This window comes from Erysipelatoclostridium sp. DFI.2.3, assembly GCF_019132535.1.
Taxonomy (GTDB): Bacteria; Bacillota_I; Bacilli_A; order Erysipelotrichales; family Erysipelotrichaceae; genus Clostridium_AQ; species Clostridium_AQ innocuum.
The window spans coordinates 226,376-251,914 of record NZ_JAHOOJ010000003.1 but is presented as its reverse complement, the minus strand read 5'-3'; the positions used below and the strand labels follow the sequence as shown (position 1 = coordinate 251,914).

25 protein-coding genes and 1 other annotated feature are annotated in these 25,539 nt (G+C 45.5%); of the genes, 9 read left to right on the top strand and 16 right to left on the bottom strand.

Annotation, left to right across the window (positions count from 1 at the left end):
- Positions 1–123: 123 nt before the first annotated feature.
- The gene (locus KSZ58_RS04990; RefSeq protein ID WP_009270576.1) at positions 124–1,581 is read left to right on the top strand and encodes a hypothetical protein; all 1,458 of its coding nucleotides are present in this window, start codon (positions 124–126) and stop codon (positions 1,579–1,581) included.
- 423 nt (positions 1,582–2,004) lie between these two features.
- On the opposite strand, the gene trpA is transcribed toward KSZ58_RS04990, so the two are convergent.
- From trpA to KSZ58_RS04945, 9 genes are all read right to left on the bottom strand, one after another.
- A complete protein-coding gene (trpA, locus tag KSZ58_RS04985; protein WP_009270575.1) occupies positions 2,005–2,799 on the bottom strand; it encodes a tryptophan synthase subunit alpha in 795 nt (264 codons plus the stop codon).
- The gene (gene trpB / locus KSZ58_RS04980; RefSeq protein ID WP_009270574.1) at positions 2,792–3,976 is read right to left on the bottom strand and encodes a tryptophan synthase subunit beta; all 1,185 of its coding nucleotides are present in this window, start codon (positions 3,974–3,976) and stop codon (positions 2,792–2,794) included. The genes trpA and trpB overlap by 8 nt, the downstream gene beginning before the upstream one ends.
- A gap of 91 nt (positions 3,977–4,067) precedes the next feature.
- Positions 4,068–4,673 carry a phosphoribosylanthranilate isomerase gene (locus KSZ58_RS04975; protein WP_008816670.1) on the bottom strand — a complete coding sequence of 202 codons (606 nt, stop codon included), beginning with the start codon at positions 4,671–4,673 and terminating at the stop codon, positions 4,068–4,070.
- The gene (trpC, locus tag KSZ58_RS04970; protein ID WP_217752626.1) at positions 4,645–5,412 is read right to left on the bottom strand and encodes an indole-3-glycerol phosphate synthase TrpC; all 768 of its coding nucleotides are present in this window, start codon (positions 5,410–5,412) and stop codon (positions 4,645–4,647) included. The genes KSZ58_RS04975 and trpC overlap by 29 nt, the downstream gene beginning before the upstream one ends.
- Positions 5,409–6,428: an anthranilate phosphoribosyltransferase gene (trpD, locus tag KSZ58_RS04965; RefSeq protein ID WP_009270573.1), complete on the bottom strand. Its 1,020-nt coding sequence runs from the start codon at positions 6,426–6,428 to the stop codon at positions 5,409–5,411. Before trpD ends, trpC begins: the two co-directional genes overlap by 4 nt.
- The gene (locus KSZ58_RS04960) at positions 6,422–7,000 is read right to left on the bottom strand and encodes an aminodeoxychorismate/anthranilate synthase component II (RefSeq protein WP_002605841.1); all 579 of its coding nucleotides are present in this window, start codon (positions 6,998–7,000) and stop codon (positions 6,422–6,424) included. Before KSZ58_RS04960 ends, trpD begins: the two co-directional genes overlap by 7 nt.
- Positions 6,997–8,445, bottom strand: coding sequence for an anthranilate synthase component I (locus KSZ58_RS04955; RefSeq protein ID WP_009270572.1), 1,449 nt, complete (start codon positions 8,443–8,445; stop codon positions 6,997–6,999). Before KSZ58_RS04955 ends, KSZ58_RS04960 begins: the two co-directional genes overlap by 4 nt.
- Positions 8,446–9,371: 926 nt before the next feature.
- Positions 9,372–9,677 (bottom strand): hypothetical protein, encoded by a 306-nt coding sequence (locus tag KSZ58_RS04950; RefSeq protein WP_224721007.1) that lies wholly within the window; start codon positions 9,675–9,677, stop codon positions 9,372–9,374.
- A complete protein-coding gene (locus KSZ58_RS04945) occupies positions 9,671–9,895 on the bottom strand; it encodes a hypothetical protein (RefSeq protein WP_008816676.1) in 225 nt (74 codons plus the stop codon). Before KSZ58_RS04945 ends, KSZ58_RS04950 begins: the two co-directional genes overlap by 7 nt.
- Positions 9,896–10,190: 295 nt before the next feature.
- Here KSZ58_RS04945 and KSZ58_RS04940 point away from each other — a divergent pair, with 295 nt between their 5' ends.
- The 4 genes from KSZ58_RS04940 to KSZ58_RS04925 all read left to right on the top strand — a co-directional run bounded on the left by KSZ58_RS04940 (position 10,191) and on the right by KSZ58_RS04925 (position 14,323).
- The gene (locus KSZ58_RS04940; protein WP_008816677.1) at positions 10,191–11,786 is read left to right on the top strand and encodes an amidohydrolase; all 1,596 of its coding nucleotides are present in this window, start codon (positions 10,191–10,193) and stop codon (positions 11,784–11,786) included.
- Between the two features lie 113 nt (positions 11,787–11,899).
- Positions 11,900–12,163 (top strand) — a binding site (T-box leader).
- A gap of 62 nt (positions 12,164–12,225) precedes the next feature.
- Positions 12,226–12,996: an amino acid ABC transporter substrate-binding protein gene (locus tag KSZ58_RS04935; protein ID WP_008816678.1), complete on the top strand. Its 771-nt coding sequence runs from the start codon at positions 12,226–12,228 to the stop codon at positions 12,994–12,996.
- A gap of 3 nt (positions 12,997–12,999) precedes the next feature.
- On the top strand, positions 13,000–13,641 hold the full coding sequence (locus KSZ58_RS04930) for an amino acid ABC transporter permease (protein ID WP_217752625.1): 642 nt from the start codon (positions 13,000–13,002) through the stop codon (positions 13,639–13,641).
- A gap of 10 nt (positions 13,642–13,651) precedes the next feature.
- Positions 13,652–14,323 carry an amino acid ABC transporter ATP-binding protein gene (locus KSZ58_RS04925; protein ID WP_008816680.1) on the top strand — a complete coding sequence of 224 codons (672 nt, stop codon included), beginning with the start codon at positions 13,652–13,654 and terminating at the stop codon, positions 14,321–14,323.
- Between the two features lie 300 nt (positions 14,324–14,623).
- Here the strand turns inward: KSZ58_RS04925 and KSZ58_RS04920 are convergent, their stop codons facing one another.
- The 5 genes from KSZ58_RS04920 to KSZ58_RS04900 form a co-directional block, all read right to left on the bottom strand.
- Entirely contained in the window at positions 14,624–15,214 is a 591-nt protein-coding gene (locus KSZ58_RS04920) for a DUF6434 domain-containing protein (RefSeq protein ID WP_008816681.1), read from the bottom strand.
- Between the two features lie 132 nt (positions 15,215–15,346).
- Positions 15,347–16,720 (bottom strand): effector binding domain-containing protein, encoded by a 1,374-nt coding sequence (locus tag KSZ58_RS04915; RefSeq protein ID WP_008816682.1) that lies wholly within the window; start codon positions 16,718–16,720, stop codon positions 15,347–15,349.
- Entirely contained in the window at positions 16,692–17,465 is a 774-nt protein-coding gene (locus KSZ58_RS04910; protein ID WP_008816683.1) for a GNAT family N-acetyltransferase, read from the bottom strand. Before KSZ58_RS04910 ends, KSZ58_RS04915 begins: the two co-directional genes overlap by 29 nt.
- Before the next feature lie 30 nt (positions 17,466–17,495).
- Positions 17,496–18,161 carry a GyrI-like domain-containing protein gene (locus KSZ58_RS04905; protein WP_008816684.1) on the bottom strand — a complete coding sequence of 222 codons (666 nt, stop codon included), beginning with the start codon at positions 18,159–18,161 and terminating at the stop codon, positions 17,496–17,498.
- Positions 18,162–18,219: 58 nt separating this feature from the next.
- Entirely contained in the window at positions 18,220–19,125 is a 906-nt protein-coding gene (locus tag KSZ58_RS04900; protein WP_008816685.1) for a YafY family protein, read from the bottom strand.
- Between the two features lie 184 nt (positions 19,126–19,309).
- Here KSZ58_RS04900 and KSZ58_RS04895 point away from each other — a divergent pair, with 184 nt between their 5' ends.
- From KSZ58_RS04895 to KSZ58_RS04880, 4 genes are all read left to right on the top strand, one after another.
- The gene (locus tag KSZ58_RS04895) at positions 19,310–19,873 is read left to right on the top strand and encodes an NADPH-dependent FMN reductase (RefSeq protein ID WP_008816686.1); all 564 of its coding nucleotides are present in this window, start codon (positions 19,310–19,312) and stop codon (positions 19,871–19,873) included.
- A 395-nt stretch (positions 19,874–20,268) separates the two neighbouring features.
- Positions 20,269–20,781 carry an ECF transporter S component gene (locus KSZ58_RS04890; RefSeq protein WP_008816687.1) on the top strand — a complete coding sequence of 171 codons (513 nt, stop codon included), beginning with the start codon at positions 20,269–20,271 and terminating at the stop codon, positions 20,779–20,781.
- On the top strand, positions 20,778–21,494 hold the full coding sequence (locus KSZ58_RS04885) for an amidohydrolase family protein (protein WP_008816688.1): 717 nt from the start codon (positions 20,778–20,780) through the stop codon (positions 21,492–21,494). The genes KSZ58_RS04890 and KSZ58_RS04885 overlap by 4 nt, the downstream gene beginning before the upstream one ends.
- Before the next feature lie 94 nt (positions 21,495–21,588).
- Entirely contained in the window at positions 21,589–22,281 is a 693-nt protein-coding gene (locus KSZ58_RS04880) for a response regulator transcription factor (RefSeq protein ID WP_008816689.1), read from the top strand.
- A 284-nt stretch (positions 22,282–22,565) separates the two neighbouring features.
- Here KSZ58_RS04880 and KSZ58_RS04875 read toward each other — a convergent pair whose 3' ends face one another.
- Both KSZ58_RS04875 and KSZ58_RS04870 read right to left on the bottom strand, forming a co-directional pair.
- Positions 22,566–23,192 carry a polymer-forming cytoskeletal protein gene (locus KSZ58_RS04875; protein WP_002605824.1) on the bottom strand — a complete coding sequence of 209 codons (627 nt, stop codon included), beginning with the start codon at positions 23,190–23,192 and terminating at the stop codon, positions 22,566–22,568.
- An 88-nt stretch (positions 23,193–23,280) separates the two neighbouring features.
- Positions 23,281–25,281, bottom strand: coding sequence for a sensor histidine kinase KdpD (locus KSZ58_RS04870; protein ID WP_009588761.1), 2,001 nt, complete (start codon positions 25,279–25,281; stop codon positions 23,281–23,283).
- Positions 25,282–25,539 lie beyond the last annotated feature (258 nt).

Here is a 25,539-nt window from a genome sequence, read left to right as displayed (position 1 = left end):
TTTGAATCTTGAAAAATAAGCGGCGGTTATTCATAAAATGTATATGTTTTTTTAAACAATGTGATATTGTGTGATATAATAATTTACATGAATAGCTTTTTTGCTGTTTGAAAGGGGAATGAAATGGAATTGTTAAAAAAGTATGCAACAAGAAAATATCTGATGTATGGTAGTATTGCGGGAGGTATTCTGGCAGTAATTATGCTGATTATTTACCTCACAGCGGGACAGGGACTGGACAGCTTATCCGGATTATCAAGTGCATTGTCTTCCTTACGCAGTCTGTGTGTGCTGTATTACATCGATTTTGTCATCCTTGTAATACTGGTTGGAGGATATGCGTTTCGAATCGGTTATCTGAAGGATGCTTCATTTATGGGAAAGCTTTTGCTTGGCTGCAATGGTGCTGCATTGCTGATGGGGCTTTTCTGCTTTTCGGCAATACGGGCTGTACATGCTTTGGCAAGTGGTGATTTCACCGCTGCGATGGCGTATTCCGGCAGTATGGATAACAAGGGAATCATGCTCGTCATCATGGTGCTTGCACAAATTGCAGCAGCAGGAATCAGTATCTATATCCTGTTTGTGAAAAGGAATGAGCAGGTAGAAGCCGAGGAGGCAATGAAGGATTTAAGTGAGGGCGCAAAAGCTGCCGGAGAGGCTGTATCAAAGGCATCAGCAGCAGCCCAGGATCATGCTCTTAAGCTTTCTGAGAAATGCAAGGCATATTACAAGTCGGAAAAAGGCAGACGGAATACAATCATAGGCGGTATTGCGGCGGCAGTCGTTATCGTTTGTATTGCTGGATTCAGTATTTATCAGAGTGTAAAGAAGACACCGATTGATTTGACCTCTGCTTGTACCGTTACCTTTGAAGGCGTATCCGGTGAAGGAACGGCGGATATCAATTGTAATCCGGATTATGATCATACAAACGAGGATATCCGTATGTTTATGAGCGATGTTACCTATAAGGTGGAAAAGGATGGCGAACTGAAAAACGGCGATGATGCAGTTTTGAAAGCTGAATACAGTCAGGTTACCGCAGACAGCTGTAAAGTAAAGGTGGAAAATCCAGAGAAGAAGGTAAAGGTAGAGGGATTGGAAATCGTATATAAAACCTTTGCAGAGATTCCAAAGGCAAGCTCTGATAAATTTGAGGCAGCGGCAAAAGCAGCATTGGAAGCCTATATAAAAGACAGAAGCACATCTTTTTTCTCTTCAACCAAGGTAACTGTTGAACATGTCGCGCTGATCGGTGTGTATTATGAATATCGTTCCTATGATCATACCGGTACAGCACATTATGTTTATCGCACAAAGGTTACAGAGGATAGTAAGTATTCCACAGAAAAGAATACAGATTATTACGATGTGAAGATCACCGGAATCAGCTCTGCAAAGGAAACGGATCTGTCTGAGGAATCTGATATGATAAATGTAGATTCAATTTACCTTTATGAGGATGAAAAGACGGATGCGATGGCACTTGAGAAATTCAAGCAGTATAAAACAAATCTGGAAACTATCAAGGAACAGGCAGAAAAAACGGTTTTTAAAGATGAAAGAAAAAGCAAATAACATGATGTAAAGGTTCTTTCTAACATTAGGGTGTATGCAAAAGGGAGACTTCAACTTCTATTGATAAATACAATGATGTTGAAGCTCCTGTTTTGAGTTTATCCATAATCGAGAAAGGAACTATGAAATTCATACTGTAAAAAATCCCTTATTCACAGGCAGTCGGATGAAACAAATCTATTGTTTGAAATAAGGGTTTTTTTATCCCAAGGTACAGAGAATACTGCCATAAAGCGGAAATAAACTATGCATTTTTGCTTCTGCATGTATTCTGTTAGTGCTTAGCTGATAAATCATCACGGCAGGGCAGAGAAGCCGCCGGTTTACGTGAGCTGAAGAAGGTGGCTGGTATAGGAGGTACATCTGTAGAAGTGGTGAAGCGTTCGTTGCAATCGGTACAAAAAAAGGACGCATTGTCCCTTTCTAGGCATGTGCCGCATCCGCAAGTGTTTTCACAAAGCTGCCGATCTCTTCCAGCGTAATTTCCTGCTTCGCCAGTCGCCCGATCTGCCGCACAATGGCACTGCCGACAATCACACCGTCCGCATAGGACTTCATCTCGGTAATCTGCTGTGGAGTGGAAATACCGAAGCCAAGTGCCTTTGGCGTATCGCTGTAAGCGGAAAGTTCGTTTAGAAATGCCTTCAAATCCGCCTGAAATTCTGTTCGCTCGCCGGTTACACCAAGGGATGTCACGCAATACAGAAAGCCTTCACTTTGTTCCGCAATGCTTTTCTTACGGACACTGGAAACAGGTGTTACCAGGGAAATCAGCTGTATATGATGTGCATCCGCAAGCGGCTTTAATTCCTCACGGTGCTCCATGGGAAGATCGGGAATGATCAGCGCATCAATACCGGCAGCTTCGCTTTCTCTGAGAAACCGGCTTGCCCCATATTTGAAGATTTGGTTGTAATACAGGAGGAAAACAAGAGGAATCTGGGAGAACTCGCGAATGTTCGACACCATACGCATAACAGTCTCTGTTGTGATATCATTCTGTAAGGCGCGAAGACTTGCCTCCTGAATGACGGGTCCCTCCGCAATCGGATCGGAAAAGGGGATTCCGATTTCAATGATATCACAGCTGTTTTGTTCCAGCTGCTTCACACATTCCATACATGTGGGAATATCCGGATCACCTGCTGTCAGAAAGCCGATGAAGGCCGTTTTTTGTTCCTGCTTCAATCTCTTGAATACTGCATCGATTCTATTCATGAATGTCCACCTCCAGATATTCCGCAATACTTTTTACATCCTTGTCACCACGTCCGGACAGGGTGACTGCGAGTATGCTGTCCCTTGACATGGTCGGGGCAAGCTTCATGGCATAGGCCAGCGCATGACTGCTTTCGATTGCCGGTATGATGCCCTCTGTTTTTGTCAGATACAGAAAAGCCGCAACCGCCTCATCATCTGTGACTGGCACATATTGCACGCGCCCGCTTTGGGCAAGGTCGGCATGCTCCGGTCCGATTCCGGGATAATCCAGTCCTGCGGAAATGGAATACACCGGCATGATCTGACCGTCATCATCCTGTAGAAACAGTGATTTCATGCCATGCAGGACACCGACACTGCCGCGTGCAATGGTTGCGGCATGCTGTTCGGTATGAATCCCTTTTCCCGCCGCCTCACATCCGATCAGGGCAACATCCTCATCCTTCAGAAAATCATAAAAGGTACCGATAGCATTGCTGCCGCCGCCCACACAGGCAATAACCGCATCCGGCAGACGACCTTCCTTTTCCAGACACTGCGCCTTCATTTCCTCTGAAATGATTTTCTGAAAATCACGGACAATCATCGGATACGGATGAGGTCCGACAGCGGAGCCCAGAACATAAAAGGTATCATCACAGCGGGAAGCCCATGCACGCATGGCCTCATTGCAGGCATCCTTCAAGGTGCCAGTGCCGCTGGATACCCCGGTAACCGTTGCCCCCAGCAGCTCCATCTTGAATACATTCAGCGACTGTCTGCGCATGTCCTCAACCCCCATGAACACCTCACATTCCATACCGAAAAGAGCCGCCGCTGTTGCGGAGGCAACCCCATGCTGCCCGGCACCCGTCTCCGCAATGATTTTCGTTTTTCCCATTCGTTTTGCCAGCAATGCCTGCCCCAGCACATTATTGATCTTGTGCGCACCGGTATGATTCAGATCCTCCCGCTTCAGATATATCTTTGCACCGCCCAGTTCCTCGCTCATCTTCCTTGCATAATACAGCAGAGAAGGACGGTTCGCATATTCCCTTAAATAAAACTGAAGCTCCTGCTGGAAATCCGCATCATCCTTTACCTGCTCATAGGCATTCTCCAGCTCCTCCAGAGCAATCATGAGTGTTTCCGGCGCATATTGTCCGCCAAACGCTCCATACATTCCTTTTGTCATACTGCCTCCCATCTCCCGCTTTTTACGGGCATCTATCTTGTAAAATGCACGCCATTGCAGTATTCCTTTACAGTGCTTGGTCTGCTTCTGTTCAACCCTTCAGCTGCTTCATAAACGTGCGCACTTTTTCCTTATCCTTTTTGCCATTGGTCTCCAGTGCACTGGAGACATCAATGCCGTAAGGCTGCAATGCCAGAATTTCCTTTACGTTATCCCTGCAGATTCCACCGGCAATGATGAGTCTGGACACGTCCAGCTTCTGTAATAAATCCATAGCGATTCGCTTTCCGCTTCCTCCGCGCAGGCCCTGTACATAGCTGTCCACAAGCAGACGATCCGCATGCGGAAACGCTGCAGCATCCATATCCTCGATTTGACCGATACGCAGAGCCTTCCATATTTCACAATTGCAGCTTTCTTTCAGCTGCCGGATATCCGCATCGCTTTCATCTCCGTGCAGCTGAATAACATCCAGACCTGTCTGCTTGGCAATTTTAGCTATGACGGCAGGCTGTTCATTCACAAAAACACCGACAAGTCTGCTGTATCGGATGATATTTGAAAGCCTGCAGGCGGAGGCTGCGGATATCTGATGCTTTCCGGGAGCGAATACAAAGCCGACATAGTCCGGCTTCACCTCATTCATCAGTGCCGCATCCTCTTCACTTTTAATACCGCACAGCTTTACAACTGCCATACTTCAGCTCCTGCAGGTGGGTACGGATATCCGGACAGCGCATGAAGCTCTCTCCGATTAAAACAGCATCTGCACCTGCTTTTCTTACATACTCCATATCCTCATGTGTGAAAATTCCACTTTCGGAAACGATACTGATATCCGCAGGAATTCTGGAAGCCAGACGCTTTGTTGTTTCCAGAGATACGGCAAAGGTATGCAGGTCGCGGTTATTGATACCGATGATTTCCGGCTGCAGCTGCAATGCCCGCTCCAGCTCCTTTTCATTGAGTACCTCCACGATACACTCCAGATCGAGAAAGCGTGCCAGCTGATAGAATTCACGCAGGGTTGCATCATCCAGCATAGCCACAATCAGCAGCATCATGTTTGCGCCAATACGCTTTGTCTGCACAACCTCGCGGGCATCCATAATGAAATCCTTGCGCAGAATAGGAAGATCGCTCACGGAACGGGCAATTTCTATATTTTCCAAGCCGCCCTGAAAGAAATTGCGTTCTGTCAGTATGGAGATGGCATTGATACCTGCCTCATCATACGCATTCGCAAAGCGCGCAGCGCTGAAATCCTCTACAATGACACCCTTGCTGGGACTTGCTTTTTTTATTTCTCCGATAACGAATAATGAATCATACAGCTTCATCTGCTTGGCGATCTTACCCTGTTCTCTTGGAAGCATCCGCATCAGCTCCTCCTCCAGTGTAGTTTTTTTCTTTTCTATGATCGTATCCAGTATCATGCACCTACCTCCTGTGACAGCTGTTGAAACATCCTGAATTTCGCCAGCGCCTGTCCGCTGTCGATACTCTGCTCAGCCAGCCTGATTCCGTCTTCCATGGTGTCAGCACGTCCGCTGATATACAGGGCAAGACCGCTGTTCAGTAAAACGGCATCCCGTTTGGCACTGTGCTCTCCCTGTAAAATATCCATGAGAATTTTGGCGTTTTCCACACTGTCTCCGCCGACAAGCTCCTGGAGCTGACAGCGCTTTCTGCCGAATTGCTCCGGAGAAATCGTATACGTACGAATCTGATTGTCCTTTAACTCATGTACAAGGGTATCTCCGGTCATGGAAACCTCATCCATACCGCAGTCCCCATGCACAACCACTGCCTGTTTAACACCCATTTCCTGATAGACATGAATCATGACATCTGCCATTTCCTCATTGTAGGCACCGATGACATAGGTATCGGGATGTGCCGGATTCGTCAGGGGTCCGAGAATATTAAACATTGTCTTTAATCCAAGCTGTCTGCGGATCGGGCCGACATGCCGCATGCTTTCATGATAGGTCTGGGCAAACAGAAAGGTGATGCCAACCTTCTCCAGCAGATAGGCTGCTTCCTTTGGCGGAAGGGTGATGTTGACATGCAGTGCCTCCAGGGTATCCGCACTTCCGCTTTTACTCGATACGCCGCGGTTTCCATGCTTGGCAACTGCCAGTCCTGCACCGCACAATACAAAGGAGGAGGTGGTGGAAATATTAAAGGTATTCAGACAGTCACCACCGGTGCCGACGATATCGACAATACCTTTCACATCGGTTGGAAGCGGTGTCGCCTTGCTTACCATGACCCTGGACGCTGCTGCGATTTCCGCAGGACTTTCCTTTTTCATCTTCATTGCGATCAGAAATGCGCTGACCTGTTCACTGCTTGCTCTGCCATCCATAATGATATTCATGGCAGTTTTCATTTCCTCTGTTGTCAGATCATGGTGTTCACTGACCTTTTTAATATATTCCTTTAACATACATAGCTCCTCGCTTTCGTTATAAAATTCTCAATAATTCGCATACCGTCCGGTGTCAGAATCGATTCCGGATGAAACTGAATGCCGTATACAGGATAGCGGTGATGCTGAATCGCCATGATTTCCTTTGTGCTGCTTTCAGCAGTTACGATGAGCTCCTCACCCGGCTGTTCTACAACCAGAGAATGATAGCGGGCTGCCAAAAATGTGGTGGAAAGACCATCGAACAGCGCGCAGGGTGCTGTTTGCGTGATTGCATCGCACTCACCGTGCCGAATCACCCTTGCATAGGTGATTCTGGAAGAAAACACCTCAGCTATGGCCTGATGCCCCAGACAGATTCCCAGCATGGGAATATCCCTGTAACACTGCTGAATGATAGATTCCATATTTCCGGCAGCATGGGGATGACCTGCCCCCGGTGAAAACACGAGAGCAGTCGGCTTCAGCTTTTGCAGCATAGAGGCATCAACAGCATCATTTCGCAATACGATGACATCTTGCGCATATACGGCAACTGCCTGATAGAGATTGTAGGTAAAGGAATCATAGTTATCGATGATTACAATCATACCGTCACCTCACCGTGTACTGCACGAAGCATGGCTTTTGCTTTATGCAGCGTTTCCTCATATTCCTTTTCCGGTACGGAATCCTTTACGATTCCGGCTCCTGCCTGTAAATAGACCTTATGGTTATGAAAGATAAAGGTACGGATGGTGATACAGGCATCAAATTGTTTATTGTAGCCTAAGAAGCCGATAGCCCCACCGTAAATTTCCCGTTTTACCGGCTCCAGCTGTTCAATGATATTCATTGCACTGATTTTCGGCGCACCGGACAGAGTTCCTGCCGGTAGGACACTGGCGAGTGCGTCATAGATATCACAGCTTTCCTTCAGTCGACCGTGTACCTCGCTCGTCATATGCATGACATGGGAATAACGCTGCACCTGCTTCATATGCCGAACCTGAACACTGCCGATATCCGATACCCTGCCGATATCGTTCCGTCCTAAATCAACGAGCATGCTGTGCTCTGCATTCTCCTTGGGATCCTCCAGCAGGGATCGTGCTGCTTTCAGATCCTCCTGTTCATCAGCTCCTCTGGGACGGGTGCCGGCAATCGGCATCGTCATAATGGAACGTCCGCGCCCCTTTAACAGCAGCTCCGGTGAAACACCGGCAATGACATATTCATCAAAATCAAGATAATACATATAGGGGCTTTTCCCCAGTGAACGAAGCTGGACATACGCATCCAATGGATCCTCTGTATACGAAGCCTCCATACGCTGACTCAGTACAACCTGAAAGATATCGCCTTCCTGTATGTGCTTCTGCGCCTGTTCCACGTTAGCCATGAATTGCTGCTTATTCATGGAGCTTGTGACGGTTCGCCTTGCAAGTGGCTTTCCACTATACGGCTTTCTGTGTGACAGGAAAGCCTGCAGCTCGTAAATGCGTTGAACCGCTTTGTCATAGGCGTTGTCCGGACATCCGTTTTGTGTCTGCATATTCACAATGACATACAGCCGGTGCTGTTCATGATCAAGCACCAGCAGCTCTTCCACAAATGCAAACTGCATCAGGGGAAGCTTTAGAGAGGGAAGCCGGGTATCCTGAATGGCTTCAAATAAGCGAATCATATCATAATTGAAATGACCGATTGCTCCTCCTGTAAATACCGGCAGCTCCGGATAGATGGGAGCACATTCCTGCATTTCTTTCTTTAGGATGTCCAGTGGATTTCCATCCAGCTGTATTGTTTCATCGTATTGAATGAGAGCTGTAGTTCCACCTCTGCTTATCAGGCGTTTCCTACAGGGTAAAGCGATGATGGAATAGCGGCCATACGAGTTCAGAACACCGCTTTCCAGAAAAAATGAATAGGGTCCCCGCAGCGCTGCATACAGATCAAGCATATCATCTGCTTCATAATCCAGTGCTGTGTAAACGGGAATTCGTGTATATGTGTCTGCGTAAATACGCACAGTTTGTAAATCGGGATAGATCATAGGGTTCCTCCTGTCCTCTGCATAGGCGGCTGTTAAAAGCTGCGCCATCGTCTGCTGTGACAGTAGAGAATTGCTTCTGTATTTTCCATTCTATTTTCCTTTCCTGCTACTGTATAAGAGTGAGAATAAAAATAAAAACCTCCGCCCTGTATCATAGGACGAAGGATCTTCGTTTAGCCACCTATACGTTTTGCGAAAAGACAAATGCAAAACACTCTTATACAAACACCAACATGTCTGCTTCCTCAGATAACGCGGGAATTGCGTCATCAGCTACTCATCACTTTTCGCCGATGCTTCTCTTCAGGGCCATTCACAAGATCTCTTCACGCTGAATTTCCACCGTCATCAGCTCTCTTTGGATCCGAGGGTTCTGTTACTCTTCCTGAATCAATCGAATGTATAGTCTTGATTATAAAGCCGATTTACATGATTTGTCAATAGATTTTCAAAATTATTTTCATTTTATTACAGCATAATGAAACAATTTACTGATAAAGAATATGTAACAAATGAATATTAAGTGCCGCGAACATCTGTTTCTATTTATGCAGGCTTTATACCTTGATAAAAACAGCAGACACCAATTATTTTCTATATGCAACTGTCGAAAAACTGTTTTTATGAATTTGGGTTCTTTCTCGAATGTGGATAAACTCAAAACAGGGAGACTTTAACTTCTATTGATAAATACAATAGTGTTGAAGTCTCCTGTTGCATACACCCTGAAGTAAGAAGGAACCTGAATTTGAAACAGTTTTATTGTGTACTTTATATGTATTATTTGTGAACAGCAGGCTGATTTTTCAGTTTTTGTAAGGTATCACAGGTGAATAATAAATTGGATACAAGATCGAGCTGTTCCATTGATAAAGAGCACAGCCATGTTGAGCAGTCTTGATGATATTTACTTTTCATTAGTCGATTTAAAAGCAATCTTTCACCTTCTTTTTTCCCTGTTCAACGCCTTGTTTAATTCCCTGTTCAACGCCTTGTTTAATTCCCTGTTCAACACCATCTTCAAAACTATCCAAAATAGCATTTTTTTCGCGCTGCTCCTGTATCTGCGTTGCCATCCCTATCGACCGGAGATATTCTGCATCATGAAATTTTCTGTACGTTTCCACTTGGTGCCCTTTGGGTATAACCTTCTTCATCAGCCTTTCCTCTGTTTTTAATATACCATCTTCATCATTATTTTTAACAGGTACCCGAAGGGCAGAACCTAGCATAATTGTTCAAAGTCATTCAGCTTCCCGAATCCCTTGCGCTTAACAATTGCATTTATCTCCGGAATGTAAATCCTCCTCATCAGGCTTCGCTTACTTTCCATCTCGCCTTCCTCATTTCTCATCTGATAGGCATCAATCCATTTTCTAGTGTGTTCGGCATAGGAATTGAGAAAGATAATTTGATAAACAGGAAGAAGAACGATAAATATAAAGTTCATATGCTTTCAGACTGTTTCCATATCGTGGAGGTTATCTGCATTTGTAGGGTATATGGAAACAATACGGATAGGAAAGGGAGGGGACGCATAAAGACCTGTTAACAGAGAAAGTTTTCTGTGGTTGGTGTTGCATGAAAAGGACTTGGTGGTGTTCCTGGTTAGGCAGGGCAGACTAAGAAAAAGCAGGCAGTGCTGTGAACCAAGGATAAATTGCATAGGGGAATCAATTACGCCGGCAAACCGGATTTCATGAAATCCATACCGTGTGGTACACTATAAGCAGGAGGTGTTTTTTATGATACAAATCTTAAATGCACGTATACTCACTATGAAGGACAGACAAACAGCATCCTGTATGTGCATCGAACATGGGAGTATTGTTTACATCGGTGATCACATACCGGAAGAATATAAAGCCGCAGATTGTGTGGATATGGGCGGCAGAGTCATCATCCCGGGAATCATAGATGCTCACAGCCATCTGGTATCCTGTGCGAATACATTCCGTCAGGCGGATTTAAGCAATGCAAGAAGCTTTGCGGATATTCAGCACATACTAACTGATTTCATACAGCAGCATCATTTGAAGGAGCAGGACTGGGTGAGTGGTGTCGGCTATGATCATACGCTGCTTAAGGAGCGCCGGCATCCGGATGCCGATGTCCTAAAGGCTGTCGGCAGGCGGCCAATCGTGATTACCCATGCATCCTCCCATATGGGTGTTGCATCATATACAGCAATGCAGCTGGCCAATATCCCCCCTGATGCACCCAATCCGGTTGGCGGCAGATATGGACGAAATACGGATGGTATGCTGAACGGCTATATGGAGGAAAATGCCTTTACTTCATTTCTGCATCATGTGCCGATGCCATCCATCGAGGAGATGATGCGGCTGCTGGAGGATGCTTTGCAGCTATATGCCAGCTATGGAATTACCACCATACAGGACGGGATGATGAATGCGGCGGTATATGCCATATTGAAAGAGGCCGCAGCTCGTAATATATTGAAACAGGATGTGGTCGGCTATGTGGGAATCCGGGACAGTGAGGCACTGCGAAAGGAAAGCAAGCCGAAGGGAGTGCAGTATCATAAGCATTTTCGCATCGGCGGATATAAGATGTTTCTTGACGGCTCTCCACAGGGACGAACCGCATGGATGCAAACACCTTATCAGGGGGATGCCAACTATTACGGATATGGAACGATGAGTGATGAGGAAGTGGCTGCCTGTATTCGCAAAAGTCTGCTGGAGCATCAGCAGCTTCTCGCACACTGCAATGGTGATGCAGCAGCTGAGCAGTATCTGACACAGTTTGAAAAGATTGTAAGAGAGCTGGATGCTAAGGATACCTTACGTCCTGTCATGATTCACGCACAGCTTGTGCAAAAGGAACAGCTGGAACGGATGAAGCCGCTGCAAATGATTCCTTCCTTCTTTGCGGCACATGTATGGCACTGGGGAGATGTGCATATTGAAAACTTCGGAGTACAGCGGGCTTCGCTGATTTCTCCATTGCGGGATGCGTTGCAGCTTGGACTTGTGTTCACCCTGCATACCGATACTCCCGTTATCGCACCGAATCTGATGGAATCCGTATGGTGTGCCGCTGTTCGCCGTACAAAAAACGGAGTGCTTCTCGGGGAAAAGGAGCGTATTGATGTTTATGAGGCCCTGCGTGCGATTACGCAGTATGCGGCATGGCAGTACCATGAGGAGGATCAAAAGGGAACGCTGGAAGCAGGTAAGCTGGCGGACTTTGCCGTCCTTGATCAAAATCCGCTGGAAATTCCGGTGGAGGAGATACGAAATATTCAGGTGCTGGAAACCTGGAAGGAGGGGACCTGTATGTATAAGCGGCAGGTGCAGGAATCGCAGAATATATAATTTTACATTTTCTTTCAATACTTTCTGATGTATTTCATTGAGATACCACATTCTTACATTTTCTTACAAAATGCATTGACATTTCATTTTTCATCCCGTATACTGTAACTACAGTACAAGCGATGAAAAGAAATAGTACACATGTCCAGACATGAAAGAGAGTTCCCGTTTGCTGAGAAGGGAATCATGAGTTGGCTGTGGAACACGTCTTGGAGCTGCAGATGCGAAACAATAGTAGTGTCTGCCGGTTGATTCCGTTACCGATCAAAGTGATGCTTCCATGACGATGAGCATGATCATCACTTACTGAGGTCAGTTTCCGTAAGGAGCTGATAAATTGAGGTGGAACCACGTAAGCAACAGCTTTCGTCCTCTGGACAAAATCCGGAGGATGGAAGCTTTTTTTCATCAGACGCTTGAAATTGAGGAGGAAAAACGTATGAAAAGGATAGCTTTAACAATGCTCGCACTGCTGTGCACACTCACTTTAACTGCCTGTGGATCAGATGCAGCAAAGGGGGATGACAAGGAGGTACTGACCATTGGTATAGATGACACCTTTGCGCCAATGGGATTTAAAAAGGATGGGAAGCTGGTCGGCTTTGATGTGGAGCTGGCAGAAGCCGTTTCAAAGAAAATCGGTAAGAAGGTTGAGTTTCAAAACATTGACTGGGATTTAAAGGAAACAGAGCTGGAGTCCGGGAATATTGATTTGATCTGGAACGGATATTCCATCACGGAGGAGCGTAAAAAGCAGGTGCTGTTCTCTGATCCATATATGGAAAACCGTCAGATAATTATCACAACGGATAAGACGGGAATCAAGACAAAGGCGGACATTAAGGATAAAACCTTGTCAGTTCAGAAAAATTCCAGTGCGTATGATGCGGTCATGAAGGATAAGGACTTTGTTGCAGGCTTAAAGGATGGCAAGCCGACCCAGTTTGATACCAACAATGACTGTTTCATGGATTTGGAATCCGGAAGAAGCGATGCCATCGTTGTAGATGAGACTCTGGCGCGTTACTATATGAAGCAGCAGGATAATGGAGTGAACTATGTGGTACTGGATGAAAACTTCGGTAAAGAGGAATATGCAATCGGAATGCGCAAGGATGATACAGAGCTGTGCAAACATATCAACAAGGCAATGCAGGAATTAAAGGACGATGGAACCTTCGATAACATCAAGGATACCTGGTTTAAATAAGCTATGGACTTCTTTATACAGCTGCTTCCGGCCTTTGTAGAAGGGCTGAAGATCACCCTGTTCTTCTGGGTGGTAACGCTGGTCGGCTCCTTTGTTCTGGCACTTCCCATGGTCTATGTCAGGCTGTCAAGGAATGCGGTTGTCTCTACCATCGTTCGTTTCTATATTTATATCATGAGAGGTACACCGCTGCTTCTGCAGCTGATGTTCGTCTATTTCGGTCTTCCTTATCTGGGCATCCGTCTGGATCGGACAACGGCAGCTATACTGGCATTTCTTCTGAACTATACCGCATATTTCACAGAAATTCTGCGTGGTGGCATACAATCCATTGATGAGGGACAAAAGGAGGCAGCCAAGCTTCTCGGCTATTCCAACTCCTATACGTTTCTGCATATCCTGCTTCCACAGGCGCTGCGCAACTGTATTCCTTCCTTTATCAATGAGAGCCTGACGCTGTTGAAGGATACCTGTCTGGTTTCCATTCTGGGAATCGACGAGCTGCTGCATTATGCCAAAATCGCAGCCGGTACCTATGCGACAGGACTTCCTTTCATTTATGTTGGTGTGATTTATCTGGTCTTGAATATGCCGATTTCCCGCGGATTGAATTATCTGGAAAAACGGCTGAACTATTATAAGTAGAGGTGGCCGTATGAGTATACAAATTCGAAATCTATACAAATCCTTTCACGATAATCAGGTGCTTCGCAATGTCGATCTGGATGTGAAGGAAAGGGAAATCGTTGTTTTAATGGGATTGAGTGGAAGTGGAAAGACAACGCTGCTACGCTGTCTCTGTGATCTGGAAACCGCCGACAGCGGAGAAATTCTCATCAATGACAGCTACCTTCTGAAAGAGGAAAACGGAAGGAGTGTCTACGCGGATAAGGAAACAAAAAAGGCGCTGCGCAAGGAGGTCGGCATGGTGTTTCAGAACTACCAGCTGTTTCCGCATCGCAATGTACTTCAGAATCTGATTGAGGCTCCCGTTTATCATAAGCTGATGAGCAAAGAGGATGCGGTTCAAAAGGCAGAGAAATTACTGGAACGGCTGCAGATCAGTGATAAGCTGCATGCCTATCCCTCCACTCTGAGCGGTGGACAGAAACAGCGGGTGGCGATAGCCCGTGCCTGCATGCTGCAGCCCTCTGTTCTGTGCTTTGATGAACCAACCAGTGCGCTGGATGTGGAATCCATTGCTTCCGTGACCTCCATTATCAAAGACTTAAGCAAAGAAATGGCGATTCTCATCATTACACATGATGAAGTCTTTGCCCAGCGTGTTGGTACGCGTGTTGTGAAAATTACGGATATCAATCGTTAAGCTGGTGCTGATAGCGGCTATGTAGCATAAGGAAAATCAGTATATATAGGGTATCGTAAGGTATCCTTTTTATTTGGAAAATTTAATATATACATGATTCTACATACAAAGTCTTTTGAGATAAAGAAGGTTGGTATCAAATTTACATGCTTTTATAATAAGTATCATATACTGTATTTCTCAGTTTTTGAGAATAATGTGCTTATTTAATAAAAGGGTGTAAGCCTTATGTCAAACATAACTGCATCAAAGAAAAAACGCATAACTGCAATTGCAGAAATACGTTTATATGAAACTAGGCTATCTTTCATCTTCCTGCTCATTTAAAACCAGAAGATCCTCTTTTTGATATACGTGCGGTCCCGGTATGGCTTTTCGATGATTCCAGCACATAATAGCTTCCTTTAAAGAACGCCCCGGATTATCCGCAAAGAAGGCTCGAATATATGTGTTGTATTCAAACTGCGGGCTGATAACAGTTTTTTTATGCTTCTTCTGTTCCTGTATGGCATACCATGCATCCACGGCATCCTGATATGTCTGTCCTGCGTGGGTTTTCAGCCAGTCCTGAAATTCCACATGGAAGAAAAACTTACCGCCAATCATAGATTTGAAAAATGCTCTGTGCTTCTGTGAACAAACAAGATCTTTCTCAATGATAGAATCGGGACACAGCGTGTCTGTGCGGTTGTTTTTTACTTTTCTTTGCTTTACGGCAGAACATATCGCATTTCCATGTAATATCTGAAGGATACGTTCGTTTAAATCAGCCTTGCTGCCAGCTGCCGTTACACCGCATGCCTTTAAAAACGCCTGCAGCTCCTCCTTTAGATAATAGTTTTCCTGAAACTGTTCCGGTGTTAAGGCTCTTGATAATTCCGGTCGCTTCATAAATACCTCCCATCTTCTTTTTCAAGCATTCGTTTTCCCTTTGTCCATGTATTTCAATCGTCGGGGACATAGAGGGAGCTGATGAAATTCTCTTATTGCTCAATTCGCAGTAGAGATAGCATCTGTATCGCTCTACAGCTTCAGCTGCCCCTGCTGAACCTGCTGCTTTTTATAGCCCCGGATTATATCATTCATACGGTAGCGGATACCGTATTTCCGACACTCTGTCTGAAACAGCTTATACAGCTTTGCGGCATGTGGAGAATCACAGCTGTAAACATTATGATAGCGCTGTTCATACAGTCTGCGTTTTCCCGGGAAATAATGATCCAGCTGATAGTAGTAATAATCCCTCTGATTATCCCGCAGAGTCATGCCAAATGCAGGGTAGATAAATTTCGCATGATGCTTTGCCGCAAGCTCGACGATACCGGTGATGTTTTCCGGTGTGTCATTGATGAAGGGAAGAATGGGCATCATCAAAATCCCCGCATAGATACCGGCCCTGTGCAATTCCTCCAATGCCAGAAAGCGTTCACTTGAGCTTGGGGCATACGGTTCAATCATCTTTCCCAGAGCATCATCCGCACAGGTGATTGTCAGCTTGATGATAACAGGATTATGTGAGGCAATGCGTGCCAGCAAATCCAGATCGCGCAGCACCAGAGTGCTTTTGGTATCGATTCCCACACCGTATCCATAGCGGTCAATCAGCTGTAATGCACCTCTTGTAATTTCCTGCTGCTTTTCAAAAGGGTTATAGGTATCCGACATGGCACCGATGCCTATCACTCCTTTTTTCCGTTTCCCCTTTAACTGACGCTCCAGAATAAGCAGCTCATTCTTCTTTTTCCGTACCCGGTCAAATTCCTGTACCTGATAGCAGCTGCTTCTGGAATCGCAATAGATACAGCCGTGATTGCATCCCTTATACAGATTCATATTAAAATCCATACCAAACCAGGAAAACTGCCCGATGGTATTTCCGCCCCCCTGTAAAATTGTCTTCGCCTCAATCTCCTCCATGGACTTGCATGCATTTCCTGCGAGTGGAATATATAGCTCAATAACCGAAGCGTCCTGACGGTAGTGAAACCGCTCATCATACTTTTCGAAATAAACAAGCGCTCCCTTTGCAGGTGTCAGCTGTCTGTCCTTCAGCTCCTGCTTGAATATTCTATCGATGGTTTCCGGAAGCTTTGCCATATCACCATGATGCTCCACGCACAGATACTCCCCTTTGGGAATACGGTAAATCTGAAAGTGATCCGGATACAGCTGTGCACTGGGAACAGCGCATGCATAGGTCAGACCCTGTGATCCGCGCCGGGTGAGGGCATATTTCACAAACTGCTTTCCCTGCTTCACATGATACATTTTCAGCTGTTCATTAAACCTTTTCCAGAATGCCATGGAAATGCCGGCATTTCTGCTCAGGGATGTTCCCAGTTTTGTTTCACAGCCTACCAGGAAGATATCATCCAGCCTGCACAGTCTTGCTTCCATAGGTTTTCCAAAGCTTTTCAGCCTTTTTCTCCGACTGGATTTCATTTGTCAGATACGTATTTCCATAAAACAGCGCATAGCCGCTCACCGGTCCCGGACAGCTCTGGGCAGCTTCCCGTGTGGTTATATGATGAACAACACAGGCCTGTCCCCAGCTGTTCATCCATTCCGCGAATTTGAGCGCATACTGACTGGCAAACGGACATTGATCGGTATAATACAATACAAAGGTGTTTTCCGGATGCTGCGGTCGCAATACACCATCCGCAAAGCGCGGCTTCTCTCCACCCGCATGAAACGGCAGATGCATCAAAACATACTCACCTGCTTCATCAGCAGGGATGAAGCCTTTATATTTCAGATACGAGGGATCGCTCAAATAGGGCAGCTTCTTTTTCCCTGATAAAATCGTAAGACCATGCATTCCCTTCGCTTTGGCATCTGCAATGCAGTGCTCCAGCAGCTCATCGGAATAGCCGCAGCCCTTAAAGCTTCCGGAAACCCACAGACAGTTGATGTGCATCCAGTTGTCTGTCTGAATAGGGAACCATGCGGCTTGAGCCGGTATATATTCAATAAAAACCTTACCGCGTACATCGGCCTTATAAAATACAAGCCCCTCCTCCATGCGTTCCTTCAGCCAAGCCTTTTTATCCGTGACGCTGTGATCCCCTTTTTTCTCTGTCATACTGCAGCAGATGTGCTCCTTCTGTAAATTTTCCTGTGTCAGCTGTATATATTCCATGCTCTTTTTCTCCTTTACGGATGGTTTCCGTTATTGTTTTCTTACCGGTATGCGCAGTACCGTTTTCAGATTTTCCGGCTTGCACTTTCTCGGATCTCCCAGATAGATTTCGTGATGCTTTCTAAGCTGTCCGCTGGCTGCAGTTGAGCCGATATCCACACAGCAGCCGTTTTCTTCAATAAAGGTATGCAGCTTCTTTAGGGATGCCGGTTCCTCATCATAGGAGCCCTTGTGCAGTATTTGTGCGCAGAGCCCCTCCTCATACCATTCCATACGTACTCGGTTGATATCTGCCTCCGGGTGCTTTTTATGAAACTCCTCACATGCCCATGCGAACACATCCTCTGTTACATATTCCGGAAGGCGGAGCATGGATGTCCACAGGAAATCCTCCTTACGGGAATAATCCATTCCCTTGATTCCCTTCATTTCCCACAGTCCCTCCAGCGGCGGCACCACATAATCGTGATAGCCCTCCAGAGCCTTGGTCCCCTTTCTGCTCATTTTGATCGTGAAGGTGATACCGTAAAGCAACTGCATCGCCTTGCTGTAATCACCATCCTCCTCATTCGGATTTCCTTTTCCATCCACCATCAGAAAGGGAATTGCCGCTATATCGATCAGCATACCCGTGATTTTCGGCTGATAGAGGTCCTTATACTTTTTCTTATAGTCAAGCTTTATATTCTTTTCCATCGCTTCCATCTCCTTTTTCTATATCCTATCACACCATATAGGACATCAGTATGTCATATTACTCATACTGCTTGACTGCATGTCGCATTCTATTGATAACCTCATCCCGTATATCCACAGGCTCCAGGATGCGTAGGGAATCTCCAAAGGACATGAGATACCCGTATATCCATTCGCTTTTTGGAAAATCAATGGTAACAAGAAAGCTTCCATCCTCTCTTCGCCGGAAGCAGGAGGAATCATATTCATCGAAGATGCGATAGGCGACATTTTCCTTCATTTCCAGAACCAGATGGATCAAATCCTTCTTATATTCATTCTGATCATGCGGCAGACTGGATGTATCCAGCTCCCGCTCAAAATGTTCCTTTGTGTTATGCAGGTTCTCCATGCGGTTCAGCTTGAAATAACGCTGTGCCTGTTTCTCTGTACAGTAGCCGATCAGATACCATGCGGACCCCTTAAACAGCAGCTGCAATGGTTCAACCGTTCTTGTCGAGCTGGCACCATAGGAGGAATGATAGGAAAACTGTATCCTCTGTTTATCAAGAATCGCATCCTTCAACAGAAGGAATTTGCGATTGGCACTGTGGTCGGATCCCCAGTCCACAAAGTCAACATCAATCCAGTTGGTCAGCTTTGCGGAAAAGGTGGAGCTTAATTTTGTAAGCAGGGAATCCACATCCTGCGGGTCTGCAATATGATAGCTCTGCAATGCAGCCATCAGCTTTTGCTGTTCCTCTTCACTGAACATGGAACGGTGGAGTACATAATCCTCCATCAAAAATATACCACCCTGATGTCCCTTATTGGTGTACAGCGGTATTCCCGCCATGGAAAGTGCGTCAAGATCACGGTAAATCGTACGCGTGCTGACTTCAAAATGCTCTGCGAGCTCCTTGGCAGTTACTCTTCGTTTCTGTAAAAGGATATAGACGATTTCAAACATTCTCTGTATCTGCATGTGATCCCTCCTTTCTGACTCCATTGTATCAGACATAATATGACAATACTATGTCATATTTGAGGAATACGCATATAAATAAAATCATCGCATATACTGAAGCGAGAATAAAAGGATTTCAGGCATATATCTTGTACTTTCCATCACGCAGGACTAGAATACAGATATAGAAAGAAGGCAGCTTATGAAAAAAATAAAAATTGCAGCTGTGGTCGGTTCTCTTCGCAAAGCATCCCTGAACCGTCAGCTGGCAGAAGCAGCCGCAGCTCTTTGCGGTGACGAGCTTGTATTTGAAATACTCGATTATCAGGATCTACCTTTTATGAATGAGGATATTGAGTTTCCGGCACCTGCTGCTGTACAGCGCCTGCGTGCGCAGCTTCAGGAGGCGGATGGCATATGGTTCTTTTCACCGGAATACAATCATGGCATTTCCGGGGTATTAAAAAATTTTCTGGATTGGATGTCCCGTCCGGATGAAGCACAGAAGCGGGTTTTAAATGGAAAGCCGGCAGCCGTAAGCGGTATTACACCCGGCATGTCCGGTACGCTGATTGCACAGGATCAGCTGGTCACCCTGTTGAGCTTTCTCAATATGAGGGTTATGAATGTGCCGCGGCTTACGATACCAAATGCACTGGAACAGGTGACAGACGGGAAACTGGTTTTAAAAGAAAGCGAGCCCTTTCTGGCAGAGCAGTGCAGGGCATTTATAAATTTTATTGAAAATAACGAATCCTTTAAATAAGAAAATGTTCACTGTAAAAAATAATGAAAGGCGATTTCCTTCTCTTGATGCAATGGGAAATCGCTTTTTCATATGCGGTGTAAATCGTGCATTCTCTGACAAGAAGCATACAATCGTGGTGTGATTTCAAACACAATTACCTTATATGCTGAAACGTACTGTAAACCTGCAGGTATCTTATATGTTTATACTGTAAGGAAATGGGCATGCTTTTCCCATTGATGAAACATATTGAAAACAGCTGCCCTTAATGAGTGGATAGCTTTTATCGAATGCAAATAAATCTATCTCTTATGCTAATAAAACTGTTATCTTTTATTTTTGTAAAACTGTTCATTTTTCAATATACAGTTTAATGGTAGAATGTATACAATTTCATAGAGAGGAGAGCTTGTATGCAGCATGAAAAGACAAAGGAGCTGGCAATGACAGCACTTATGACAGCTTTGATATTTACCGCAACCTATATTATAAAGATACCCAATCCGGCAACCGGAGGGTACACGCATATGGGGGACTGTATGATTTTTCTGGGGGTGATGGTTCTGGGGAGAAAACATGGGGCGTTGGCCGGGGGCCTTGGTGGTGCTTTATCCGATTTGCTAAGCGGTGCCGCTGTCTGGGTGCTGCCAACCTTTTTTATAAAATATGCCATGGGCTGGATCATGGGACTTTTACTGGAGAAATCACGATTAAAAAACAGACTGATCGCAGCGGGAACGGGAGGCGTTTTTCAGATTATTGCTTATACACTTGTTAAAATACCCCTGACCGGGGTTGTACCTGCAATCGCCTCTGTTGCGAGAATCTGTATGCAGACAGTCATCGGACTCGTCCTTTTTACGGTACTGTCTGCGATGCTGTCCCGCACGGAGATGCTTTCATTTTTTGAGGAGAAACGTATATGAAAAAAATAGATGCACATGCGCATATCGGTGAAATCGGCGGCTGGGCAAATGTAGCGGCGACTCCACAACAGCTTCTCGAGCTGATGGATATGTATGAGATTGAGAAAACGGTTATCTGTTCCCAAAATAATGAGGCCGTATACCGGGCAATCAGCGAATGGCCGGATCGTTTTGCTGGTGCTGTGTATGTTAACCCGCTCAAGGAAAACTGCACACAGCTGCTGAAGCAGTATCTGGAGAAAGGCTTTCAGGCAGTAAAGCTGAATCCGCTCAGGCATGCCTTTGTGGCGGACGATGTATGTGTTGATCCTGTCATGGAGATGGCAGAGCACTATCAGGTTCCTGTCTGTATTCACTGCGGACATCCACCCTATTCCCTTCCCTGGAGTATTGCGCTTCTCGCAGAGCGCTTTCCCAATGTCAAGGTGATGATGATTCATATGGGACACGGACACGGTGTGTATATCGACGCAAGCCTGAAAATGGCTCGTCGCTATGCGAATCTGTATCTGGAAATGAGCGGTATGCCGATGCATACAAAAATCAAAGAGGCATACGAGAGTGTCGGTGCAGATCGTATCCTGTTCGGCACTGATGGCCCGTTTCATCATCCGTCCGTGGAAATGCAGAAGGTGATCGTCAGCGGTCTGGATGAAGAAGCACTTCAAAAGGTATTCTATGACAATGCCAAAGCCTTTTTTCGAATTTCCTAAATGTTCAAGAAAGTTTCAAGCCATCCGGTTTTCCATGTTTTGTCATTCACTTTTCTGATACAATATACAATAAGAATGACATGGAGGATGGATCATGAGTAAGATTCTTATCATTGATGATGATAAAGATGTACTGATTGCTGCAGAGCAGTATCTGCAGAAGAACAATGAGGATGTATTTACTGCCACCGGCGGTTCAAAGGGTCTTCGGGTGCTGAAACAGGAAACGATAGACTGTATCGTTCTGGACGTGCTTCTTAAGGGGGAAAGCGGGTTTGATCTGTGTCGGAAAATACGCAGCTTCAGCTCTGTACCCATCGTGTTTTTGACGAATCTTTCCTCACAGGAGGATTTGAAAAATGGATTTCTGATGGGAGCGGATGATTATATTACCAAACCGTTTTCTCTGGAAGAGCTGTATCTTCGCATACAGGCAAGGATACGGCAGTATTATCAAATACCCTCCAGACAGAAGATTTTGAATTTTTTCCCACTCCGAATCAATCTGGATGCAAGAACCATACAGATTCAGGATAACAGGGTTCCGTTAACCATGTCGGAATTCGATATCCTGGTGCTGCTGGCACAGACACCGGAGCATGTGTATACCATATCGGAAATCTACCAGCGGGTATGGAAGATGCCGGATATGAATTCCACACATACAGTGCAGGTACATATCGCCAATCTTCGTAAAAAGCTGGAGGAGGCCTGGGGGGATCATATGTTTATTCAGACCGTCTGGGGCAAGGGCTATAAGTTCGTGGAACCACCTGTTTCAGGATGAAAAAACATCGTGTACGTTTCAGAAACAAACACGATGTTTTAATTTGGCTGTGGTTATCTACTGTGGTCTTGATATGGAAACAAAGCGCTGTGCTTATATCAAATATTCATAAACATCGTGTCTTTTACGAGCTTTGATTGCTACGCTGTGCGTACTAGCCTCAGGCTGATATTGATGACGGCTTACGTTTTACGATAGGCAGGGCAGTCGCTTTATGACTTCATGTCAGCTGTTGTTTCCGATAGATAATACTGTCTGCTTAACGATTATGAGCCGGGTCATGGTTACGCAGAACAGGAAGCTTGTACCTGAAGATTTCCCTGCAGCACGGCGCCGCATTCCACCTCCAGACACTGCGTCTGAATGTCACCGGAAATCGCAGAGGATGCCAGAAACTGGGATTTCCCCTCGATTCGGGTATCCCCGATGATCTGACCGCCGCAGAGTATTTGCTTGGCGTTCACATTGCCGTGGACACAGGAGCCCTGACTGATTTCAAGATGTGTATCACACACGATATCCCCTTCTATTTTGGCCTGCTGTATAACAGCATTCTTACAGCTTATATTTCCCTTCACGCTGCCGCTGATCGTCAGATCGCCGCCACAGCTGATATTTCCAATGAAAACACCATGTATGGTGATATTGTCTTCCGTATTCATATCTCCCTGTAAGGTTGTGTGCTCCTGAATAACCGTGGTTTCTTTGCTTTTAAAACTCTCTGCCTCATCGTTTTTTCCGGTTTGCAGCTGCTCGTTTTGACTCTTTAAAGACTCCTGCACAGCAGCCGATAAAGCTGCATGGTCGACTGCGTCGTTCCCCCTTATAGATGCACGGTCCCCAAAAGGGGTGTTTTTTTGTTCCTCCTGATTCTGTGTATACAGCTTTTTCTGCTTTTCGTACCATTTCATATGCGTTCATTCCTTTCTGTGTATTGTAATCATTCTTCAAACGTTGACTTTATTATAACAGAAAAGTCACACATACCCAGTCTCTGCCTTATGGTTTGACAGATTCTTGAAGGTTGCTGTAGGCAAGCGGAAGCAGGATATGAAAGGCAGAGCCGTGCTCACCGTCAGACTCCACCCAGATGGAGCCGTTATGCTCGGCAATTATACTTTTGGTGATGTAAAGACCAAGACCGCGCTCTGTGGAATCCTCCCGCAGAGATACACCCTTGTGGAAAATCTGTTCCTGTCTGTCCGGTGCAATTCCACAGCCGGTATCCTCCACAACGATATGCGCATTGCAGTCCTCTGTGGAAAGGGACAGGGTGATGGTTCCTTCCATCTCCGTGAAGGATAAGGCATTGTACAGCAGGTTTTCAAGCGAACGCGTTAGCTGCTTCTCATCCGCAAATACAGGACAGGGCTCCCTGGCAGAGAGATACAGAAAGTAGATTCCCGCCGCATCACAATCTGCCTTGTTAAAATCATGAAACTGCTTCAGAAACTGTGTCAGATCGAGAACATGCTTATCCTGACTCCCCTTATCCATAGAGGAGAATTTCTGTAGGACGGTCATTCGATTTTGTAATTCAGCTCCCTTTCGTTCCAGTATTTTCAAATACCCATCAACCTCATCATCAATCAGGGTATCCTGCATACGGATCAGCTCGATAAAGGATTGCATACTGCTGAGGGGAGCTTTCAGATCATGGGCAAATTCTGCCAGCATGGCCTTTCTTTCACTTAACAGTGTGTGCAGCTGTTCCGTTCGCTGTTCTACGGTTTCCTGTAAATGAATAGTCAGCCGTTCGTTTTCCCTTGCCATCTGTTCACTGCGCTGAATCATGAGGGCTGCCAGAGACAGTACAATGAAAAAGGAAAAATAGTCATTCGGCCATCCATAGCAAAGGGGTTCAAAGAGATTTACGCCAAGCAGCGTGTAGAGAATACCGAAAATATAAAAGGTATTCGCTCCCAGCAGCCATAGCTCCATGCGTCGGTATCGGCTTCCATACAGCGTGGTATACAAAATATAAAGCACACTGATGTATTTAAAGCCGTCTACGATCCAGCCATATGCAAGCAGGGCATCCGCATTTTTGCCGAGCATAAACAGGTTGGCAAAGGGCAGGATACACATACCGATGGAAAGCAGTCGCATTCCTCTGGTAATCAGATTTTTCTTGGATAAAGGAGAAAGCAGAGTATTGATTTCCAGAATCTTATACATCATAAGAAAATAAGCCGCGTCCATGAAGGCATAAAATATGGTCACATGAGAGATTCCAGACATACGGAGTAGCTCTCTGGATGCAAACAGAGAAAAGGCAAGGGTGGCTGTCGCAAAGCAACGGGAAACGCTGTCTCTGCGGTTTCTGATCCATAAATTCAGGGAATACAATCCAATGCTCAAAGAGGAAAATACAAGGAATCCGTAAAATAAGACTTTTCGCAGAATCATGCTCTGTATCCCCTGCGGGGTGGATAATATGCATGGATAATACATACCGCTGTAATAATGCGTGTCGTTTGCCGCAATGACATAAAGGGTATGTGTTTTTTCTGTGGAAAAGGTAATGACGGTATTTTGTATGCGGGCCTTGATGGGAGCTGTTTTCACATTGCCATTGGAAGCAACCAGTGTATCATCCAGCCATATTTCAGAGGCAATATCGATTTCAGGAAAATAGATGGATATCGTCTGTCCGCTTTCTGTCGCCGGAATGCTCAGCTGATAGCTGGATACACCGTAAGGGGAGCGTGCAGCATAACGCATGGAGAAATCCGGGTACTGGCCAAGGTAGGTATAGACACCTCTGGCATCCTGATTGGCTGTTGCATTGCGGTAGATGTGTGGATAAAACAGCCAGTTATCCACCAGAGAATACAGTGCATTATCCTCCAGCCTCAGCTGATTGCTTAAAAGCTGTCCGTTTTTTACTGGAGCCTGTACATTGTAATATTTGTTATCATAGCGGTTGATAAAGGAAAGGAAGAATGAGGAGCTCAGGATGATGAGAACAATCATAAAAAAGGGGCGTATCCTGCTCATAATCGTAGTTTTCACCGGGAATGCTGTTTCCGGCGGTCCCGTTTGTAAAAGAGAAGCGCCTCATGCGGTGCATATGGTGAATACAGGGTATAGATGTATGGTTTAGGATACGTGCGTAGCTGTTTTTTCATGATAATCATCCTTTTCTTTATTTTAACATTCCTGCGTAATTATACAAATATAAATCGTTTTTTATGCGTTCGCTGCATTGGCTTTACGTGTGGAAAGCCATGTTGCACACGCATTTTTAGCTGGCAT

Excerpts from the sequence above, each read along its gene's own strand:
- KSZ58_RS04990 (WP_009270576.1), top strand. The coding sequence starts at position 124 with ATGGAATTGTTAAAAAAGTATGCAACAAGAAAATATCTGATGTATGGT.
- trpA (WP_009270575.1), bottom strand. The coding sequence starts at position 2,799 with ATGAATAGAATCGATGCAGTATTCAAGAGATTGAAGCAGGAACAAAAA.
- trpB (WP_009270574.1), bottom strand. The coding sequence starts at position 3,976 with ATGACAAAAGGAATGTATGGAGCGTTTGGCGGACAATATGCGCCGGAA.
- KSZ58_RS04975 (WP_008816670.1), bottom strand. The coding sequence starts at position 4,673 with ATGGCAGTTGTAAAGCTGTGCGGTATTAAAAGTGAAGAGGATGCGGCA.
- trpC (WP_217752626.1), bottom strand. The coding sequence starts at position 5,412 with ATGATACTGGATACGATCATAGAAAAGAAAAAAACTACACTGGAGGAG.
- trpD (WP_009270573.1), bottom strand. The coding sequence starts at position 6,428 with ATGTTAAAGGAATATATTAAAAAGGTCAGTGAACACCATGATCTGACA.
- KSZ58_RS04960 (WP_002605841.1), bottom strand. The coding sequence starts at position 7,000 with ATGATTGTAATCATCGATAACTATGATTCCTTTACCTACAATCTCTAT.
- KSZ58_RS04955 (WP_009270572.1), bottom strand. The coding sequence starts at position 8,445 with ATGATCTATCCCGATTTACAAACTGTGCGTATTTACGCAGACACATAT.
- KSZ58_RS04950 (WP_224721007.1), bottom strand. The coding sequence starts at position 9,677 with ATGCTAGGTTCTGCCCTTCGGGTACCTGTTAAAAATAATGATGAAGAT.
- KSZ58_RS04945 (WP_008816676.1), bottom strand. The coding sequence starts at position 9,895 with ATGAACTTTATATTTATCGTTCTTCTTCCTGTTTATCAAATTATCTTT.
- KSZ58_RS04940 (WP_008816677.1), top strand. The coding sequence starts at position 10,191 with ATGATACAAATCTTAAATGCACGTATACTCACTATGAAGGACAGACAA.
- KSZ58_RS04935 (WP_008816678.1), top strand. The coding sequence starts at position 12,226 with ATGAAAAGGATAGCTTTAACAATGCTCGCACTGCTGTGCACACTCACT.
- KSZ58_RS04930 (WP_217752625.1), top strand. The coding sequence starts at position 13,000 with ATGGACTTCTTTATACAGCTGCTTCCGGCCTTTGTAGAAGGGCTGAAG.
- KSZ58_RS04925 (WP_008816680.1), top strand. The coding sequence starts at position 13,652 with ATGAGTATACAAATTCGAAATCTATACAAATCCTTTCACGATAATCAG.
- KSZ58_RS04920 (WP_008816681.1), bottom strand. The coding sequence starts at position 15,214 with ATGAAGCGACCGGAATTATCAAGAGCCTTAACACCGGAACAGTTTCAG.
- KSZ58_RS04915 (WP_008816682.1), bottom strand. The coding sequence starts at position 16,720 with ATGGAAGCAAGACTGTGCAGGCTGGATGATATCTTCCTGGTAGGCTGT.
- KSZ58_RS04910 (WP_008816683.1), bottom strand. The coding sequence starts at position 17,465 with ATGGAATATATACAGCTGACACAGGAAAATTTACAGAAGGAGCACATC.
- KSZ58_RS04905 (WP_008816684.1), bottom strand. The coding sequence starts at position 18,161 with ATGGAAAAGAATATAAAGCTTGACTATAAGAAAAAGTATAAGGACCTC.
- KSZ58_RS04900 (WP_008816685.1), bottom strand. The coding sequence starts at position 19,125 with ATGCAGATACAGAGAATGTTTGAAATCGTCTATATCCTTTTACAGAAA.
- KSZ58_RS04895 (WP_008816686.1), top strand. The coding sequence starts at position 19,310 with ATGAAAAAAATAAAAATTGCAGCTGTGGTCGGTTCTCTTCGCAAAGCA.
- KSZ58_RS04890 (WP_008816687.1), top strand. The coding sequence starts at position 20,269 with ATGCAGCATGAAAAGACAAAGGAGCTGGCAATGACAGCACTTATGACA.
- KSZ58_RS04885 (WP_008816688.1), top strand. The coding sequence starts at position 20,778 with ATGAAAAAAATAGATGCACATGCGCATATCGGTGAAATCGGCGGCTGG.
- KSZ58_RS04880 (WP_008816689.1), top strand. The coding sequence starts at position 21,589 with ATGAGTAAGATTCTTATCATTGATGATGATAAAGATGTACTGATTGCT.
- KSZ58_RS04875 (WP_002605824.1), bottom strand. The coding sequence starts at position 23,192 with ATGAAATGGTACGAAAAGCAGAAAAAGCTGTATACACAGAATCAGGAG.
- KSZ58_RS04870 (WP_009588761.1), bottom strand. The coding sequence starts at position 25,281 with ATGAGCAGGATACGCCCCTTTTTTATGATTGTTCTCATCATCCTGAGC.